The organism is Planococcus sp. 1R117A (genome assembly GCF_051417975.1).
Classification (GTDB): Bacteria; Bacillota; Bacilli; order Bacillales_A; family Planococcaceae; genus Planococcus; species Planococcus shenhongbingii.
Genome location: NZ_JBPRLO010000004.1, coordinates 31,423 through 48,670 on the forward strand (window position 1 = coordinate 31,423; position 17,248 = coordinate 48,670).

Annotated in this window: 19 protein-coding genes; 12 read left to right on the plus strand and 7 right to left on the minus strand. The window is 44.7% G+C overall.

The features are described from left to right. Positions 1-9 precede the first annotated feature (9 nt). The 3 genes from ACSFXN_RS12875 to pxpB are packed head-to-tail and all read right to left on the minus strand — an operon-like array spanning position 10 to position 2,439. Positions 10-780 (minus strand): LamB/YcsF family protein, encoded by a 771-nt coding sequence (locus ACSFXN_RS12875; protein ID WP_437150511.1) that lies wholly within the window; start codon positions 778-780, stop codon positions 10-12. Beyond that, complete coding sequence (locus tag ACSFXN_RS12880) at positions 777-1,757, minus strand: biotin-dependent carboxyltransferase family protein (RefSeq protein WP_437150512.1); 981 nt, start codon at positions 1,755-1,757, stop codon at positions 777-779. Before ACSFXN_RS12880 ends, ACSFXN_RS12875 begins: the two co-directional genes overlap by 4 nt. Further along, entirely contained in the window at positions 1,741-2,439 is a 699-nt protein-coding gene (pxpB, locus tag ACSFXN_RS12885) for a 5-oxoprolinase subunit PxpB (protein ID WP_437150513.1), read from the minus strand. The genes ACSFXN_RS12880 and pxpB overlap by 17 nt, the downstream gene beginning before the upstream one ends. 217 nt (positions 2,440-2,656) lie before the next feature. Here pxpB and ACSFXN_RS12890 point away from each other — a divergent pair, with 217 nt between their 5' ends. Then, complete coding sequence (locus ACSFXN_RS12890) at positions 2,657-3,199, plus strand: hypothetical protein (protein ID WP_437150514.1); 543 nt, start codon at positions 2,657-2,659, stop codon at positions 3,197-3,199. A 198-nt stretch (positions 3,200-3,397) separates the two neighbouring features. Here ACSFXN_RS12890 and ACSFXN_RS12895 read toward each other — a convergent pair whose 3' ends face one another. Continuing rightward, positions 3,398-4,246 (minus strand): transporter substrate-binding domain-containing protein, encoded by an 849-nt coding sequence (locus tag ACSFXN_RS12895; protein WP_437150515.1) that lies wholly within the window; start codon positions 4,244-4,246, stop codon positions 3,398-3,400. A gap of 178 nt (positions 4,247-4,424) precedes the next feature. On the opposite strand from ACSFXN_RS12895, the gene ACSFXN_RS12900 reads away from it, so the two are divergent. From ACSFXN_RS12900 to ACSFXN_RS12920, 5 genes are read left to right on the plus strand one after another with little or no spacing between them, the layout of a single operon-like run. After that, the gene (locus ACSFXN_RS12900) at positions 4,425-4,598 is read left to right on the plus strand and encodes a TetR/AcrR family transcriptional regulator (RefSeq protein WP_437150516.1); all 174 of its coding nucleotides are present in this window, start codon (positions 4,425-4,427) and stop codon (positions 4,596-4,598) included. A gap of 21 nt (positions 4,599-4,619) precedes the next feature. After that, complete coding sequence (locus tag ACSFXN_RS12905) at positions 4,620-5,063, plus strand: hypothetical protein (protein WP_437150517.1); 444 nt, start codon at positions 4,620-4,622, stop codon at positions 5,061-5,063. Further along, positions 5,060-5,989: an ABC transporter ATP-binding protein gene (locus ACSFXN_RS12910; protein WP_437150518.1), complete on the plus strand. Its 930-nt coding sequence runs from the start codon at positions 5,060-5,062 to the stop codon at positions 5,987-5,989. Before ACSFXN_RS12905 ends, ACSFXN_RS12910 begins: the two co-directional genes overlap by 4 nt. After that, on the plus strand, positions 5,970-7,574 hold the full coding sequence (locus ACSFXN_RS12915) for an ABC transporter permease (protein WP_437150519.1): 1,605 nt from the start codon (positions 5,970-5,972) through the stop codon (positions 7,572-7,574). Before ACSFXN_RS12910 ends, ACSFXN_RS12915 begins: the two co-directional genes overlap by 20 nt. Positions 7,575-7,592: 18 nt before the next feature. Next, the gene (locus tag ACSFXN_RS12920; RefSeq protein WP_437150520.1) at positions 7,593-7,976 is read left to right on the plus strand and encodes a VOC family protein; all 384 of its coding nucleotides are present in this window, start codon (positions 7,593-7,595) and stop codon (positions 7,974-7,976) included. 110 nt (positions 7,977-8,086) lie between these two features. Here the strand turns inward: ACSFXN_RS12920 and ACSFXN_RS12925 are convergent, their stop codons facing one another. Both ACSFXN_RS12925 and ACSFXN_RS12930 read right to left on the minus strand, forming a co-directional pair. Continuing rightward, complete coding sequence (locus ACSFXN_RS12925; protein ID WP_437150521.1) at positions 8,087-8,776, minus strand: LrgB family protein; 690 nt, start codon at positions 8,774-8,776, stop codon at positions 8,087-8,089. A 2-nt stretch (positions 8,777-8,778) separates the two neighbouring features. Then, positions 8,779-9,150, minus strand: coding sequence for a CidA/LrgA family protein (locus ACSFXN_RS12930; protein WP_437150822.1), 372 nt, complete (start codon positions 9,148-9,150; stop codon positions 8,779-8,781). Between the two features lie 202 nt (positions 9,151-9,352). On the opposite strand from ACSFXN_RS12930, the gene ACSFXN_RS12935 reads away from it, so the two are divergent. From ACSFXN_RS12935 to brnQ, 5 genes are all read left to right on the plus strand, one after another. Beyond that, entirely contained in the window at positions 9,353-10,000 is a 648-nt protein-coding gene (locus ACSFXN_RS12935) for a LysE family translocator (protein WP_437150522.1), read from the plus strand. Positions 10,001-10,054: 54 nt separating this feature from the next. Next, the gene (locus tag ACSFXN_RS12940) at positions 10,055-10,753 is read left to right on the plus strand and encodes an AIM24 family protein (protein WP_437150523.1); all 699 of its coding nucleotides are present in this window, start codon (positions 10,055-10,057) and stop codon (positions 10,751-10,753) included. Between the two features lie 73 nt (positions 10,754-10,826). After that, positions 10,827-11,744: a DUF2971 domain-containing protein gene (locus ACSFXN_RS12945; RefSeq protein WP_437150524.1), complete on the plus strand. Its 918-nt coding sequence runs from the start codon at positions 10,827-10,829 to the stop codon at positions 11,742-11,744. Positions 11,745-11,768: 24 nt separating this feature from the next. Next, positions 11,769-12,545, plus strand: a complete 777-nt coding sequence (locus ACSFXN_RS12950; protein WP_437150525.1) for a glucose 1-dehydrogenase — start codon at positions 11,769-11,771, stop codon at positions 12,543-12,545. Between the two features lie 309 nt (positions 12,546-12,854). Further along, positions 12,855-14,225 carry a branched-chain amino acid transport system II carrier protein gene (gene brnQ / locus ACSFXN_RS12955; RefSeq protein ID WP_437150526.1) on the plus strand — a complete coding sequence of 457 codons (1,371 nt, stop codon included), beginning with the start codon at positions 12,855-12,857 and terminating at the stop codon, positions 14,223-14,225. Positions 14,226-14,342: 117 nt separating this feature from the next. On the opposite strand, the gene ACSFXN_RS12960 is transcribed toward brnQ, so the two are convergent. Then, complete coding sequence (locus tag ACSFXN_RS12960; RefSeq protein ID WP_437150527.1) at positions 14,343-14,993, minus strand: GntR family transcriptional regulator; 651 nt, start codon at positions 14,991-14,993, stop codon at positions 14,343-14,345. 385 nt (positions 14,994-15,378) lie between these two features. Between ACSFXN_RS12960 and ACSFXN_RS12965 the strand changes: the two genes are divergently transcribed. Continuing rightward, complete coding sequence (locus ACSFXN_RS12965) at positions 15,379-16,572, plus strand: class I SAM-dependent rRNA methyltransferase (protein WP_437150528.1); 1,194 nt, start codon at positions 15,379-15,381, stop codon at positions 16,570-16,572. The last annotated feature ends 676 nt before the right edge of the window (positions 16,573-17,248 follow it).

Genomic DNA, 17,248 nt, shown 5'->3' on the forward strand with positions numbered 1-17,248 from the left:
ATTCATGGCTTACATAAACTCCTCTACTTTTGTGATATCAATTCCCGCCTCCTTTAATGATTTAGAGATGGCTGCTGCAAATTCCAGCGCCGTAACTCCGTCACCGTGTATGCAGATGGTCTCTGCTTTAATGCCGATGTCCTGGTTTTGTACGGTATGGACCTTATTTTCCTGGACCATCCGGATAACTTGGCTGATTGCGGTATCTGGGTCAGTAATGAGAGCGTTTGGCTGAGTGCGCGGCGTCAAGGTGCCGTCTTGCTGGTACGTGCGGTCAGAAAACACTTCGTTAGCGGTGCGCAGGCCAATTTTTTCGCCTGCTTTCATCAATTCACTGCCGGACAAGCCAAATAAAATCAGCTCGGGATTTATTTTATAGACCGCTTCGGCAATCGCTTCTGATAAGGCAGCGTCTTTAGCGGCCATATTGTATAAGGCCCCATGTGCTTTTACATGCTGCAATCGTCCGCCTTCCGCCTGCACAAAGCCGGACAGGGCTCCGATTTGATACACCGTCAGGTCATAAGCTTCCTGGGGAGAAATGGCGATATTCCGGCGGCCGAAACCGACCAGATCCTGGAGTCCCGGATGAGCGCCGATCCCGACGTTTTTCTCAAGCGCCATCGCTACCGTTTTCCGCATTGTTGCGGGGTCTCCGGCGTGAAAGCCGCAGGCGATGTTGGCAGACGTCACAAAATCCAAAATCTCTGCGTCATTTCCAAGCTTATAAGCCCCGAAACTTTCGCCCATATCACAATTCAAGTCCACTTTAAACGTCATTTCCATTCCTCCCTTTTTAAATAAATGCCAATTTTTAATTGGCGGATTTGATGTTCTTGTTCGATATAACGCTTTTGTGCTTCTTCAACAGAAATTTCCTTGAAGCGAATCCGGTCTCCGGGCTTCAGTTGGCTGATGAGCGGTAAATCGACGGAAGCCACTTGCCCAATTTTCGGATAACCGCCGGTAGTCTGGCGGTCTGCCAAAAGAACGATCGGATTGCCATCCGCCGGCACTTGGATCGAACCGAACGCTACCGCCTCTGAAATCAATTCTTTCGGTTCTTCTAATGACAATTTAATTCCTTCTAACCGGTAGCCCATCCGATCGGAATGGGAAGAAACCGAGAAAGCTTCGCTGAAAATTTCTTCTTTACTGTCGCTGTTGAACAATTCAAACTGCCGACCTTTCATCATGCGGACGACAGGCTCGTCAAAATATCGGGGAGCGGCAATCTTCCATTCCAGTTCATTGTCAGTGGCATGAAGCAAGGAAGCCGCATGACTTGGTGAAACAGGGTGCGTCGGGATGATGTCGCCTGCTTTTAAGGCCCGTCCATGGAAGCCGCCGATGCCAGCCCGCAGATAAGTTGATTTGCTGTTCATAACGTCTGGAACGTCAATGCCGCCTGTTGCTGCCAAATATACCCGGCATCCGGTGCGGGGAGCCCCGAACTTCAAAACACTTCCTTCTTTGACGGCGATCGTGCGCCACATTTTAATGGCGGTGCCATCAATTTCAGGTGACAAGTCTCCTCCGCAAAGTGCGATGAACGTGTCTTCCTCAAATTGGATAGCAGGGCCCACCATCGCAATTTCTAATGTTGCAGCGTTTTCTTCATTGCCCACCAGCAAATTGGCTGTTCGGTGTGCGAAAGGATCCATAGCTCCGCTGGCAATGACGCCGTATTTCTGGAAACCGAAGCGGCCGAGATCCTGCACGGTTGTTTGAAGTCCGCTTTTAATGATCTTCAGCATGCTGCTCCTCCTTAAGTGAATGATATTCACTCTCTGATATTTGTCTGAAGATGATTTTGTCTCCAGCCTGCAGCAAGCTCGGAATTTCCTGTTCAGGGCGAAACAGCCGAATAGGCGTGCGGCCAATCAGCTGCCAGCCGCCTGGCGTTTCGATTGGGTAAACGCCTGTCTGCATGCCGGCAATGCCTACCGTACGCTCAGGAATTCGGAGCCGCGGTGAATCACGGCGGGGAGCTGCGATTTTTTCAGACATTCCGCCGATGAATGGGAATCCTGGAGCAAAGCCGATCATGTAGACCGTATAAGTTCCGCTGGTATGGATTTCAATTACTTCTTCAGGACTCAGCCCATTATGCTGTGCCACAAAGTCTAGGTCAGGTCCGAAATCGCCTCCGTAACAAACTGGAATCTCCACAGTCCGGAACTCGCCAGCGGCAGCTTCGGATATATGCTGGACACGTTCTTCGAGTTCCTGCTGCACTTTTTCGTATAGGGTGGCCAGTGGATGATAAAAAACCGTGACAGTGGTAAAAGCCGGAATGATTTCTCCCATCCAAGGAGGAGGATCGGCTTCCAGCAGCGCTGCAATGGCGCGTACACGCTCCTGTACTTTTTCATTGATTTCCTGCCCGACTTCAATAACAATCGCTTGGTCGCCAAGCGGTGAAAAAGAAAAGTTCATGGCGGCACCTCTTCTTCTGATTATTCTAACTACTCAATTAAGTATAAGGCTTTAGTTCAAAAGGTGAAAGTTTTCGTTGCAAACATCTGGCAATTAATAATAAAAGCAATCTTCCTCAATCTTTTCTAATGAAAGGAAGTTAGATAAGAAAAGGAATTTTAAAGGGACAGGACGAATACTTAGTAAAATATAGGAACGCAAAAGGGGATGAAGCAAAATGAAAACCAAGTTAGTTTTGCTGATATCATTGTTTTTACTGAGTGCAGGAATCATCAGTTTGTTATCTGGGAATGATTCAGAAAAAGTGGAAGCGGCTGTAGGAAGCCAGTTGCATGTGGCTCAATGGGAATACATTGAAATTTTTGACGACCGGCAAAAAGCTGTGGCCTTTGTCAGCACGAACGATGGAGCTGAACAAGAGGTGTTTCTTGAAAAAAACTGGTTTGAGTGGAACGTCAAGAAAGCATTCGCTCACGAATCCGTAGAATCGGGAAAGCCGATTCATCTGACGTTTTCCAGTTCGACTTACAGTAAAGAGGATCCGGTGATTTTAATCATCCGGACATTTGATGAAGAGATAAAAAGTGTGGACATCCAAACAGCAGGCGGCGAAACGACAACCATTGAAATATCCGTTGCAGAGTCTGGCCCTGCAAAAGGGTTCGGTATCCTGGAAACCGCTGATGACACTATTTATGAGGCGGAGTTTATTTCAAAGAATTCGGATGGGGAACTTTTGTATGCGATGAAAGCGAATTAGCGATGACAGAAATTGATTATGGAGGGCGGCTTAAAAGCTGGCTACTCATTTTTCGTTTTCTTTACTGGTTTTTATTTAATCATGCAAAATCACCGGAACGCCGATCAAGTGGGCTAAGTGCAATAAATCATTTTAAATGTAGATCCTCATTAAAGACATAAAAAGAAGCTACCCGCACACGCGGACAGCTTCTTTTTCTTATTCTTCAATATCAACTTTCTGGGTTACATCAGCGCCAGCAAAGAATTCTCCGGAAATTTCAGTAATGGTGCCGTCTTCCAGCATTTCTTCAATCACGCGGTTCACATTTTCGGCAAGTTCGGTATGGTCTTTGTTCATCACTACTCCTACTTCAGAAGGGCTGTACTTCAAATTCGGGTGGATCGTAATGTTCAGTTCAGGGAAGGCTTCAAGAGCCAGTGTTTGCAGGTAATAATCATTTAGAATAACGTCTGTGCGTCCAATGGAGACGTCACGCAGGTAGACTTCATTTGTGGCATTGTCATAAACCACTTCTTCCGCTCCGTATTCACGCGCAGTTTCCATGTAAACAGAAGTGGAAGCGCCTGCTGCTTTTTTGCCTTTCAAGTCTTCTAATGTCTCGATTCCGGATAAATCGTCTTTCCGGACAATGGCAGTGCCGTAGGAATACTTGAACGGTGTAGAAAATGTGAATTTATCTTTCCGGTCTTCCGTTACTTCGATATCGTTTGCTGCTAAATCCACTTGGCCTGTTTGGACGGACGTCAGCATCTCATCAAAGCCCAGCTCTGTAAATTCAACTTCAAGCTCCAAGCGTTCAGCAAGTTCACGTACGACTTCAACTTCAAAGCCTGTCAGCTCGTCGGTGCCTTCCGCGCGGTAAGAAGTCGGGAACAGCGTACCGGAAGTGGCAACGGTCAAGACACCTTCTTCCTGGATTCTATCCCATTCCGATGGCTCTTCTTCCACTGCATTTTCAGCACTGTTGCCACAGCCGGCAAGTAAGATCAATGCCAATATTCCAGCGAACAAAGAGCCGCTTTTGTTGGTAAATAAATTTTTCAATTATTATTCCTCCTATAATATATTTCATTTAGAACATAGCACTATCTAAGCTCTGGGGCAAAGGTTTAATTTCAAAAATCAAAAAATAGAGAATTGCGAAAATTAATTGATTGCTATGGCCCAAGGGAGTATTCTGTAATCGACCAAACTGGTCTAATGAACGGAGAAGTTAGAGAAGATGGAAAAGTTTAAAAACCTCGAGAACAAGAAAAAACAGACCATATTAAATGCGGCGCTTCAGGAATTTGCGGAAAATGGTTATCAGCAAGCCTCCACAAACCGCATTGTAAAAAATGCTGGAATTGGCAAAGGAATGCTGTTTTATTATCTTGAAAGTAAAAGACAACTGTAGGAATACTTGGTTGAATACAGCTTGGATATCATTGTGAATACTTATTTTAAGCAGGTAGATACAAGCGAACCGGATTTTATTAAGCGCTTTAAAGGGGCAGCACAAGTCAAGATGAAATCGCAGCTGGAAAATAAGCAGGTTTTTGATTTCTTGGGAACTTTTGCACTCGGGAAAGATAGGGAACTGCCGGAGCGTTTGCAGAAAAAATATGCGGAACTGAATGCTTTAAGTGCGGCATTAGTATATGAAGACATCGATAAATCATTGATTAGAAAGGATTTAGATGCGGACAGGGCGTTCAAATTGATCCGTTGGTCCATTGAAGGTTATCAAAATGAATTATTGCAGCGGCTGGAAGGACAAAAAATAGCCTCCATTGATTTTAAACCGTATTGGGAAGAGTTATATGGCTACCCCGACATTTTAAAGAAAAGCTTTTATATAGAAAAGGAGGATTTGGCATGAGCATTTTGAAAACCACCGCTTTGACCAAGAAGTTTGGAGATTTCACAGCACTTGATGGTGTTGACATTGAAGTTGGAAAAGGGGAAGTGTATGGCTTTATCGGACCAAATGGTGCAGGCAAGTCGACAACTATCCGCATACTTCTAGGCATCTTGAAAGCGACTTCCGGAAAAGCTGAAGTTTTCGGACAAGACGCATGGAATGATGCAGTGGATATTCATAAGCGCGTGGCCTATGTTCCAGGGGATGTCAATTTATGGCCGAATTTGACGGGAGGAGAAGTCATTGACTTGTTTGTGAAATTGCGCGGCGGCCATGGCAAAACCCGGCGGGAAGAATTGATCCGGAAATTTGATTTAGACCCAACCAAAAAATGCCGGACTTATTCGAAAGGGAACCGGCAAAAAGTGGCGTTGATAGCGGCCTTGTCTATGGAAGCCGATCTCTATATTCTTGATGAACCGACTTCCGGGCTTGATCCGTTGATGGAACGTATTTTCCAGGAATGGGTGAGGGAGGCGAAAGCACAAGGCAAAAGCATTTTGCTTTCCAGTCATATCTTATCTGAAGTTGAAAAGCTATGTGATAAAGTCGCGATTATCCGGCAAGGCAAGATTATTGAGACGGGAACTTTGCGGGAGCTGCGGCACCTGACAGGAAGCATTTTGGTAGTGGAAACGAAGCGGCAGATGCCTTCGTTGCATGAATTAAAAGGCGTACAGGGAATACAGGAAAAACAAGGAGTTCTGTCTTTTCAAGTAGATGCAGAGGAACTGGATCCGGTGATCCGTTATGTCAGCGGATTCGGCATTGTAAGGTTGGAAAGTTCTCCGCCAACGTTAGAAGAATTGTTCATGCGCCATTACGAAGGAGAAAGTACAGTGCATAAACAGGAGGCGGCCTACCATGGACAAAAGCTTATTTGACGAAACGGGTACATTGATGCGTTTTATTTGGCGGCGAGACCGCGTCCGCATTCCGCTCTGGCTCCTTTCCTTCGTCTTCGTCACGATACTGACAGCCATCGCATTTACGGATTTATACCAGAATGCAGGGGAGCGGCAAGCGATAGCCGAAACAATGAAAAATCCAGCGATGACTGCAATGGTGGGCCGCGGATATGGCTTAGACAATTATACCGCAGGCGCCCTGATGGCACATCAGATGCTGTTAATGACAGCGGTAGTCGTCGGGCTGATGAGTATTTTACTAGTGGCACGCCATACACGCAGCGACGAGGAAGACGGCCGGATTGAGTTGATCCGTTCACTTCCTGTGGGGCGTTTATCGAATCTCCAGTCAGTGCTGCTAGTCATGCTCGCCGTCAACGTACTGCTTGCTGTGACTACAGGCTTAGGACTGTATATACTCGGGATTGAAAGCATGGATCTGGAAGGTTCTTTGCTTTACGGAGCTGCCTTGGGAGCGACCGGCTTAATATTTACGGCCATCACAGCTGTATTTGCCCAGCTGTCGCAAAATTCGAGAAGCACAATCGGCTTGTCGATTGCTGCGCTCATAATTGCCTATGCTGTGCGTGCTATCGGAGATATTGGAAATGAAGCCCTGTCCTGGACTTCTCCGCTCGGCTGGATTTTGCGGTCTGAAGTATATGTCCAAAATATATGGTGGCCGATCTGGCTTACTGTAGCTGCAGCTTTTTTGCTGTCGCTGCTGTCGCTTTATCTGAATTCCATCCGGGATTTGGGTTCAGGATTTTTGCCGGGAAGAACTGGCAACTCTCATGCCTCGCCGATTTTGCAGAGTCCTTTGGGATTGGCCACTCGTCTACAGCGCACTAGTATTGTTGCATGGGCTTTTGGACTTTTCTTGATAAGTGCTTCATACGGTTCAGTACTCGGCGATTTAGAAACTTTCTTTGCCGATGTTGAAATCATGCAGGAGTTTTTAGCAGCAGCTCCAGGGAACTCATTGACCGAACAATTTATTCCGATGCTGATGTCGGTTATGGCAATCATTGGTACCATCCCGGTATTACTGGCCATTTTAAGACTAAAAGGAGAAGAAAAGAGTGGCCGGCTTGAACATTTCATAAGCCGTGCGGTTTCCAGAAACCGTTTAATGGGTAGTTATGTATTGATTTCTCTTATTACCAGTTTCATCATGTTATCGCTTGCAGGGCTTGGGCTTGGTTTAGTAGGCAATGCGATGAAGGAGGAAGAGCTTTCGGTCGGAATGGTCTATAAAGCTGCGCTGGCTTATTTGCCAGCTGTCTGGATTATGCTTGGGGCAACAGCTGGATTGCTCGGCTGGGTACCCAGATTATCCGGATTGGTTTGGCTGTATTTGGTGTTCTCATTTGTCATAGTCTATTTGGGCGCTTTGTTCCAGTTCCCGGCTTGGCTAGAAAAAACAACGCCATTTGGCCATGTTCCGCAGCTTCCAATTGAGCAACTGAATTTTACGGCATTGGCAATCTTACTGGCGATAGCTCTACTTTTATTAATTGCCGGCTTTATCGGCTTTAACCGGAGAGATATTGGCAACTGAAAAAGGAGTGTATGCATAGTGGAAAAAGTGATTCCGAAAATCACCACATTTTTGATGTTTTCAGGGCAGGCAGAAGAAGCGATGGAATTTTATACATCGCTGTTTGAAGACTCCCGTGTCGACAACATTGTCCATAATGAAGACGGGACTGTTATGCAAGCCACTTTTACGTTGAATGGGCAGACGTTGATGTGCATTGACAGCATCGTCAATCATGAATTTACTTTTACACCGGCAATTTCTTTATATGTCACATGCGACAGCGAAGAAGAAATTGACCGTGTTTTCGCCCAGCTTTCGGAAGGCGGAGGGGTTTTAATGCCCCTGGATGAGTACCCTTTCAGCAAAAAGTTCGGCTGGCTGGTGGACCGGTTCGGTGTTTCTTGGCAGCTGAATTATTAAAAGGAGCAAATCCTGTATGAAAATGGCTTGTTCATTTTCATACAGGATTTTTGTTTTAGGATTCAGCCTTTGTGCCAGTAAGTTTTGGTCAAACTAAAAGGCTGCTCTTGTTAAAAGAACAGCCACACAATGGCCGGTCCGAGAAATGACCCGACCACAGCACTTAAAGTCATCGCGACAGAACTCATAGAAGCTTCTTCCGGACCGTATTCAAAGGCTTTTGCTGTACCGAGGCCATGGGCAGAAGACCCTAGGCCGATGCCAAGTCCGATGGAAGAATCGACACTTAATATTTTCAACAGCCAAGGACCGGCAATAATGCCGGTAAACCCGGCAGTCATGACATATACCGCGGCAAGTGAAGGAATGCCTCCGAGCGCTTCCGCCATTTGCATGGCAACAGGTGTGGTAATTGACTTCGGCAACATGGTTAGAGCCATTTCGTTGGAAAATTGGAATAGCTTGGTCAATAAAGCACCACTGGTTAAACCGACAATCGCTCCGGCAGTAACACCGATGGCGATTGGCAGCAGGTTTTGCCACAGCAAATCACGCTGCTTGTAGAGTGGAACAGCCAAAGCCACTACAGCTGGACCAAGCAACTCGCCAATCCATTTCCCTCCAAGCATATAAGTTTCATAGGGAACATTGAATACCAGTAAAATAATCACCAAGACAACAGTAGTGGTCAGCACAGGATTTAAGAGTGTCCAGCGGTATTTAATGTATTGGCTGTTCAAAAAGAGATAGGCCACAATTGTAAGCCCTGCAAACAGCAGAGACAGAAGAAAAATTTCCACTTTTAATGCTCCTCTCTTTGCCCGGACAACCGGCTGGACCACTGGCTTAATAAAGAGGAAACCGCCATTGTCAAAAATGTGCTAAACACGGCAATGACAATGAGCCAGATGCCTTTTCCTGCAAAAACATCCGCATAATCGATGACTCCGACAGTTGCCGGGATAAAGTACAGCGACAAGAAAGCCAAAAGGAAATGCGCGCCAGAGTCGATCCATTTCAGCGGGTAAATTTTCAGCAAAAGAGCTGCAAACAGCAGCAAAAACCCAATTATACTGCCAGGAAGCGGCAAGTTGAAGAATTCGCGCAACCATTCACCGAATAGGTAAAAGCCATATAAAACAACAAGTTGAGTAAAAACCAGCAGGAATTTCATATGCAATCGCGCCTTCCTTTAATTTAAAAAATGAAACGGTAATCTTTGCCATAATAAGCTATTTTACAGCATTTCTATTGAAAAGCGAGAAGAGTGCATATCCATAAAAGAATCCGGCTAAAAATTGGATTCTTCTTTATAAATTTACAGAAGCGGGTAAAGGGAGAACATCCGATCAATACAGCTTGGAAAGGAGGATTTTGTGGCCAGCGGATTGCTTGGTTTTATCATCTTAGGTTTCTCGTTATCTGTTCCAGTGGGAGCTATCACGATTGAAATGGTGAAAAGAGGGATTCAAGGCGGATTCATGCATGCTTGGATGGTTGGCGTTGGCGGCATGTCCGCCGATGTGGTATTGATGTTGCTTATTTACTACGGGATTTCCGGTTTTTTGACCAGTTTTGCTGCGCAAACTGTTCTTTGGCTCTTTGGTTTCGTCGTGCTGATGTATTTGGGAACCGAAAGCATTAGAGATGCCTTTCGGATAACCGGAATAGATGCCATGAACGCGGGGAAATCAGAAACGCTGGCTGGAGCTTATCTGACAGGGTTCGCCATTGCGATTTCCAATCCATTGAATATTGTTTTTTGGATCGGCATCTATGGGGCCGTTTTAACCAGCACACCTCAGAACGCAAGCAGTGGGGAAGTGCTGTTGTACAGCAGCGCCATTTTTATTGGCGTCGCAATTTGGGATTTGGTGATTGCCATTTCTGTGCACATCGGCAAAAGTTTTGCAGGACACCGTTTTATGAAAAGTTTTTCGGTTATAGCAGAATTGGCTTTAATTGGATTCGGTTTATCATTTGGCTGGCAAGCATTGAAAAACTTGCTGCTTTTAATGGATTGAAACTTTTGGCAGCCGATAACGTAAATACACCAACACAGAAAGGGGAAGTGGACAATGGGCAATTATACAATTGAAGAGTTTATTCGGCAAACGAAACAGGATGAGAGAGAGAATGATTATTTTGAGTTGGAAACACCGCGTATTCTGGAAGTGAATTTAACGGATATGGTATGGGCAAAAGCTGGTTCGATGATTTCGTATACGGGCGAGATCAAATTTGAGCGGGAACGCATGCTGGAACATGGCGTCGGAGTGATGTTCAAGAAGGCGTTGACTGGCGAAGGCACTTCGCTGATGAAAGCTGCGGGGCAAGGACGTTTGTATTTGGCAGACCAAGGCAAGAAAATCACCATTTTTGAATTGAATAATGAATCCATCACAGTCAACGGCAATGATCTTCTCGCTTTTGAGCCAGGCATCCAATGGGAAATTAAAATGATGAGGAAAGTAGCGGGGATGATGGCTGGCGGATTGTTCAATGTCACCTTGAAAGGAAAAGGGAGAGTGGCCATCACATCCCATTATGAACCATTGACGCTGCTTGTTAAACCGGGTGAACCGGTGATTACAGACCCGGGTGCAACTGTTGCCTGGTCAGGCGATTTGACACCTGAATTCCGGACAGATATCAGCATCAGAACATTCCTTGGCCGAGGGAGCGGGGAATCAGTCCAGATGGAATTTAAAGGAGAGGGCTTTGTGATCGTCCAGCCCTTTGAAGAAGTGTACACAGCTGGAAATGGCTCTTCTTAAGCCGTTTGAATGCCGGGCAATCGGGAATAAAAAGACCAATCAACTGTATCATTTAAAGAAAGGAGCTGCCGCTATGGCGGAACATAGAGAGTTGGCTGAAGCATTGGAATGGCAGTTCCGGAATGAAGTCGACAAACAAGTCAGGAAAACCCATGAATCCGGCCAGACGCTCTATCATTACACCAGTCTCCAGAGTCTGATGGGAATGATCGAGACAAATAATCTATGGATGAGCAAAGGCAATTTTTTGAATGATTCCAGTGAATTGGTTTACTTTTCGAATGTGTTAAAAAGCGTTATCAGTAAAATGAGAATCCAAAATGAGACAGAATTGTGGCGGCTGTTCATTCGGGAATTGAAACTTTCAATGAACCGGTTTTTGAAAAAAATTGAAGAAAACGGTTTTGAAGTTTACATCTTTTCAATGTCACATTCCCAAGATTCGCTTGCTCTTTGGTATAACTATGCAAAAGGGGAAGGCTATAACCTTGGCTTCTATGTAGAAGATCTTTTGAAAAAAACGAGCGTCTTTCCCGATGAATCAAACGTCGTCCACGGCCTTGTAGTATATGACCGCCAAGAACAAGAACTTGTTCTTATGAACTTCTTGATAGAAACCTTCAAACTGGTCACGCAATACGAAGTGGAAGAAGTGAAAAAAGCGATGCCGGCTCATTTTTTTTCAGTTATTGCCACATGTGCCATCTTTTTTAAAGACCCTGCTTTTCAAAGCGAAGAGGAATATCGGATTGCCTATATGAATGCAAGTGGTGAAACACAGCCGGAAGCACGGTTCCGAGCGCAAAACGGAGTAATTATCCCATATATTGCAGTGAATTTTGAAGAACGGCTGCCGATCAGTCATATTACTATTGGTCCGAAGAACAATATTGATATTGCCAAAAGAGGCATGGAGCATTATCTAAATAGCAAAGGTTATAATATGAAAGAAATCTCGATCAGTAAATCGGTCGCTGCCCTTAGATATTAAATCAAAAGGATGAGGGGTGATTGGATGTATCCGGATTTAGCAGGGAAAACAGCCATTGTAACGGGCGCTTCGAAAGGAATCGGCAAAGGAATCGCTGAACGTTTTGGGAAAGAGAAAATGAACGTCGTGGTGGATTACCATACAGATAAAAGAGGGGCCGAAGAGACGGTTGCGGCGATTGCAGCAAAAGGCGGAAATGCCGTATTCGTAGAAGCCGACATTGCGAGTGAAGAAGGCGTTCAGAAGCTGATTAACGCTGCACTCGATCAATACGGCTCGATTGATGTATTAGTGAATAATGCTGGATTCAGTAAAAGCGAACCGTCTGAGGAACTGAGTTTGGAAAACTGGCAGCGTGTGTTGGACGTTAATTTAACCGGAGCTTTTATTGCCAGCCGTGAAGTGATCAAACGCATGCTGGAAGATGGCAAACCGGGCTGCATCCTTAATATCACCAGTGTCCACCAGGTTATTCCGAAAGTGGACAATGCGCATTACGCCGTGACCAAAGCGGGCCTTAAGATGCTGACGGAAACGCTGGCACTTGAATACGCGGAACAAGGCATCCGCGTCAATGCGATAGCTCCCGGCACAATCAATACCCCGGCAAACCCGGCTGAAAAAGCAGACCCAGAAGAAAAGAAAAAGACACTTGAAAAAATACCGATGAAAAAGATTGGCCAGCCTGAACAAATTGCAGCCGCAGCTGCCTGGATTGTATCTTCGGAAGCAGATTATGTGACTGGGACGACTTTGTTTGTAGATGGCGGTATGACTTTATACCCTTCGCAATTGAAATGAAAAAAAGGCGTAGCCAAATTGGCTATGCCTTTTTTTTAGGGTGATGTTCTCTTTAAACCCTTATGCACTCTCATTTTTTAGGAGAAGTTATTCTGAAAAAATTACTTATATTTCCTTAATTCACATAATAGACAGATTTTTTGAAAATTATATTTAATATTTATTGCATTTTCGTTTAAATCCTGTATTATTACCTTAAGCGATATATTGCATACCTGAATTAGGGACACGAAGTATTATAGCAAGATTATTTTTGGTGAAACAGGATATACAACTGCCAGAGTTTCATACACCCAGGAGGAATACAAAATGGACACTAAATTGTCGTTCAAAGCATATGCCATAGTCGGCATGATGTTATTCGCATTATTTTTTGGAGCAGGGAACCTGATTTTCCCCGCTCAGCTCGGCCAGTACGCCGGTTCGGAAGTATGGATCGCCATCGCAGGATTTTTAACTACTGGTGTTGGTTTGCCGCTGCTTGGTATTTTGGCAATCGGCTACTCGAAAAGTAGTGACCTTCAAGACCTTTCCAGCCGTGTTCATCCAATTTTTGGATTGATTTTCACTTCATTGCTGTATTTGACAATTGGACCGTTCTTCGCATTGCCAAGAACTGGCGCGGTTTCTTACGAAGTCGGAATTGCACCTTTCATTGGCCAAGAATATATGACAATTGGCCTTCTTGTTTTTTCAGCTGTATTTTTCGGGATTTCGCTTTGGCTTTCCCTGAACCCGTCGAAAATGGTTGATAGCATCGGGAAATTTTTGTCTCCAGCTATTTTAGTGACGTTAGGGGCATTATTGATTATTGCTATTTTCAATCCGATGGGCTCACCGGAAGCTCCACAAGAAGCATATGCAGGAAATGCCTTTTTGAAAGGCTTCACAGAAGGCTACAATACGATGGATGCTTTGGCTTCTTTGGTCTTCGGAATCATTGTCATTGCGACAGTCCGCAAGCTTGGGGTTACTTCATCTAAAGGAATTTTAGCGGCTACATTGAAAAGTGGAATCGTTGCCGCTGCACTATTGGCTATTGTTTATACAGGAATTGCTTACTTGGGAGCAACAAGCACAAGTACGCTTGGCCTATTAGAAACAGGTGGTCCAGTACTTAGCGGAGCAGCATCTCATTACTTCGGAACGTTCGGTACGTTGCTGTTGGCAGTTATTATCACGCTGGCATGTTTAACAACTGCTATCGGGTTGATTGTAGCCAATGCGGAGTTCTTCCATAAGCTGACGCCTAAAATCAGCTACAAGACATATGTCGTTATTTTCTCAGTATTCTCGTTTGTCGTAGCAAATGCAGGGCTGGCAAATATCATTACTTATTCAATTCCGGTATTGATGTTCCTATACCCACTTGCAATTGTTTTGATTATATTAGCTTTCACATCACCACTATTCAAACATGATCGCCTTGTTTATGTTTCGGCTATCACTGTGACATTCTTTATCGCTGTTATCGACGGCTTAAAGACATTGACCGGCTCACTAGGTGTAGCAAATCCAAGCTGGTTGCAGGCAATTGTTGACTTTTATGCCGCATCGTTGCCTTTATACGCAGACGGTCTTGGCTGGTTGTTGCCGGCAGTGATTGTAATTGCAGTTACAGGATTGATTGCCCGCAATAGAAAAGGTGTCAATGTTCAAGCGGCTCAAAACGAAGTCTGAAAACATTAGTACTGGTTGGTCCAAAAAATTGGGCTGGCTTCTATTATAAAAAGCTGTATCAAAAGCAAATTTGCTTTTGATACAGCTTTTTTCAATTGGCTATAGGTGAAGGCATTGCTACAGGGACAATTCTTCAACAGTCCGAATCCAATTGGATTTCATGAGCTTTGAGACTTTTTCACTGTCTTTTTCTTTAAGAGCATTAATAATGTGAATATGTTCTTCAACCGAATGGCGAGTCAGAATAAGCGAGTTATGGAAAAATTGTCTTCTTACATGAGCTTGAAGGCGATCCAAAAGCGTATAAACATAAGGGTTTTGAGCCGCTGTTACGATATGCCGATGGAATTCCTCATCAATTTTCAAAGAAGAATAATGATCTTTCGCTTCAACAGCTTCGGCAAACCGCCGATTTGTATCTTCAAGCAATTCAATTGTCTCTCCATTTAAATTTGGAATCGCAAGTTCAGCGGCTAAAGCTTGGAGTGCAGCGAGCGGAGGCAAGAGGGTCTTCAGATCTTCTTTTTCCACTTTCGTTACACGCGTTGCCTTGCCGGGAAACATCTCTACAAAGCCTTGTACTTCTAGAAGCTGCAGAGCTTCTCTGACAGGGGTTCTGCTTAGGTTAAGGGCTTGGGCGAGTTCGGTGTCGACTAATTTTTCATCAGGCTGCAACGTACCATCAATAATCCATTGTTGTAATTGTTCATAGGCACTTTCTTTGGCGGTAACACGAACCGGTTTCGCATGGTTTACTGGAATCGGCATTGCAGATTCACCCTTTCTATGGTGTCCAAGATAGCATAATTATACACCATTTTGTGGAAAAATGAAATATTCTCAATACAATATATCGCAAGCATGCTGCTTCGTTTTATTTTCTTATGGAAGCGAATAACCGTAGAAAGAAGGGGCGGAAGAAGAAGGCGGGATGGTGCTGGTTTTTGTACCAAGTAAAGATGCAGAAACCATTGTGTTAGAAGTTGATGGAAGCAGCATGGGAATGGATAAAAGGCTAAAGAACGCCTCGCATTGATGCCAGGCGTTTTTCAATGCCATTTAAACTTTCCAATGGCCACAGGTATAAATGAAGACGTCTTTGTATTACACTTAGAACAAGACAATCGGGCAATTGCAGATAGGATGAATAATAATGAGACAAGAAATTTCACTGACAGTAACAGACAAAGCCAAAGCGGAGTTTCAACGGGGAATGCCGTTGATTTCAAAAGAGGCACTTGAAAATGCAGATAGCCTGATTACAGAAGGCGCTATTGTGAACTTGGTTGATAAGCAAGGCAAGTTTTTGGCGAAAGGTTATTACGGCAAACAGAACAAAGGTTACGGCTGGGTGCTGACGCGCAATAAAGATGAAGCAATTGGACAAGGGTTTATAGAGCGGACACTTACAGCTGCTATTGCCGAACGGCAAAACTTTTTCCGCAATCCAAACACTACCGCATTTCGGGTATTCAACGGAGAAGGTGATGGATTCGGCGGTTTGGCAATCGATTATTACGATGGCTATTATTTGCTGAGCTGGTACAGCGAAGGCGTTTATACTTTTAAAGATGAAGTGGTTGAAGCATTGCAGAACGTGGCAGACTTTAAAGGGATTTACCAGAAAAAACGCTTTGATACGAAAGGCCAGTATATCGAAGAAGATGATTTTGTTGCAGGAGAACGCGGTGAATTCCCTTTGATTGTTAAAGAAAACGGCGTAAACTTTGCTGTTTACTTGAATGACGGTGCGATGACAGGAATCTTCCTGGATCAGCGCGATGTGCGGAATGCCATTAAAGAAAAGTATGCTAAAGGAAAAACGGTGTTGAATACATTTTCTTATACAGGCGCTTTTTCGGTTGCAGCGGCCTTGGGCGGAGCTGAAAAAACAACAAGTGTTGATCTGGCAAAACGCAGCTCGGCAAAAACCATTGAACAATTCAGCGTCAACGGCATTGATTATGAGAATCAAGACATTCTGGTAATGGATGTCTTCAATTATTTTAAGTACGCCAAACGCAAAGAGTTGAAGTTCGATTTAGTGGTTCTTGATCCGCCAAGTTTTGCGCGTTCCAAGAAATATACATTCAGTACAGCGAAAGACTATACAAGTTTGATGAAAGAAGCCATCGCCATCACGGAGAAGCAAGGAACTATTGTGGCATCGACAAACAATGCTTCATTCGGCATGAAGAAATTTAAAGGATTTATCGACAAGGCGTTCCAAGAAGAAGGAAAGAAATATCGCATTGTGGAAGAATTCACGCTACCTTCCGATTTCCGTGTACGAAAAGAGTTTAAAGAAGGCGATTATTTAAAAGTGCTATTTGTGGAATTGGTTTAAGCAGCGGGCAACCGCCTTACTCTATAATAGAAAACCAAAGTTTTCGAGAAAACTTTGGTTTTCTTTCATTTCGCTCCAGGACGGACGCTTTCCGCGGGGTGCGGCCCTAAGCCTCCTCGCTCGCTGGCGAAACCCGTGTGCTCCTGCATCGCTGCGCTAGCTTCGTCGCAAATGAATGGGGCAAATGCTTTTTGCCCCATTCATTCCCTGTGGGGTCTCAGGACTCGCCGCCTTTCGCTATATTTAGATTCAGTTTCTTATCTTTAGCAGTTCTCTGCAATAGTGACTATTTGAATAAGCTCTCTATTGTTTATACCTGCTCTCCAGATATGGAGCCAAACGGCGGAGAAAACCGTACTGCTCCTGCAGTGCTGCGCACTTCGTCGCAAAGACTTAGCCTCGCAAGCTTCGGCTAATGTCTTGCCTGCGGGATAGCGAGACAGCCGAGACCCTGCAACGCCCTTTCATGTTTCGAAGCTAGCGCAGCGATGCAGAAACAGGAGCGTAAGCGACGAAGCGGCTTGGCGCTCGCCCGCGGCAAGCGCAGCTGGTTGGCGGAATATCGGTTAAGGAAACCAACACTAAAACGATATATCAGCTACATCAACTAGTTTAGACACTTGCGGAATTTTTCCGCTGGTGTTTTTTAGCGTTAATGAATATCGAATAATGGAAA

What these genes read in the sequence shown, in the direction of transcription:
- ACSFXN_RS12940 (WP_437150523.1), top strand. Translation starts at nt 10,055, where the DNA reads ATGGGCAATTATACAATTGAAGAGTTTATTCGGCAAACGAAACAGGAT.
- ACSFXN_RS12960 (WP_437150527.1), bottom strand. Translation starts at nt 14,993, where the DNA reads ATGCCGATTCCAGTAAACCATGCGAAACCGGTTCGTGTTACCGCCAAA.
- ACSFXN_RS12890 (WP_437150514.1), top strand. Translation starts at nt 2,657, where the DNA reads ATGAAAACCAAGTTAGTTTTGCTGATATCATTGTTTTTACTGAGTGCA.
- ACSFXN_RS12930 (WP_437150822.1), bottom strand. Translation starts at nt 9,150, where the DNA reads ATGAAATTCCTGCTGGTTTTTACTCAACTTGTTGTTTTATATGGCTTT.
- ACSFXN_RS12880 (WP_437150512.1), bottom strand. Translation starts at nt 1,757, where the DNA reads ATGCTGAAGATCATTAAAAGCGGACTTCAAACAACCGTGCAGGATCTC.
- ACSFXN_RS12875 (WP_437150511.1), bottom strand. Translation starts at nt 780, where the DNA reads ATGACGTTTAAAGTGGACTTGAATTGTGATATGGGCGAAAGTTTCGGG.
- brnQ (WP_437150526.1), top strand. Translation starts at nt 12,855, where the DNA reads ATGGACACTAAATTGTCGTTCAAAGCATATGCCATAGTCGGCATGATG.
- ACSFXN_RS12945 (WP_437150524.1), top strand. Translation starts at nt 10,827, where the DNA reads ATGGCGGAACATAGAGAGTTGGCTGAAGCATTGGAATGGCAGTTCCGG.
- ACSFXN_RS12915 (WP_437150519.1), top strand. Translation starts at nt 5,970, where the DNA reads ATGGACAAAAGCTTATTTGACGAAACGGGTACATTGATGCGTTTTATT.
- pxpB (WP_437150513.1), bottom strand. Translation starts at nt 2,439, where the DNA reads ATGAACTTTTCTTTTTCACCGCTTGGCGACCAAGCGATTGTTATTGAA.
- ACSFXN_RS12900 (WP_437150516.1), top strand. Translation starts at nt 4,425, where the DNA reads ATGGAAAAGTTTAAAAACCTCGAGAACAAGAAAAAACAGACCATATTA.
- ACSFXN_RS12950 (WP_437150525.1), top strand. Translation starts at nt 11,769, where the DNA reads ATGTATCCGGATTTAGCAGGGAAAACAGCCATTGTAACGGGCGCTTCG.
- ACSFXN_RS12910 (WP_437150518.1), top strand. Translation starts at nt 5,060, where the DNA reads ATGAGCATTTTGAAAACCACCGCTTTGACCAAGAAGTTTGGAGATTTC.
- ACSFXN_RS12965 (WP_437150528.1), top strand. Translation starts at nt 15,379, where the DNA reads ATGAGACAAGAAATTTCACTGACAGTAACAGACAAAGCCAAAGCGGAG.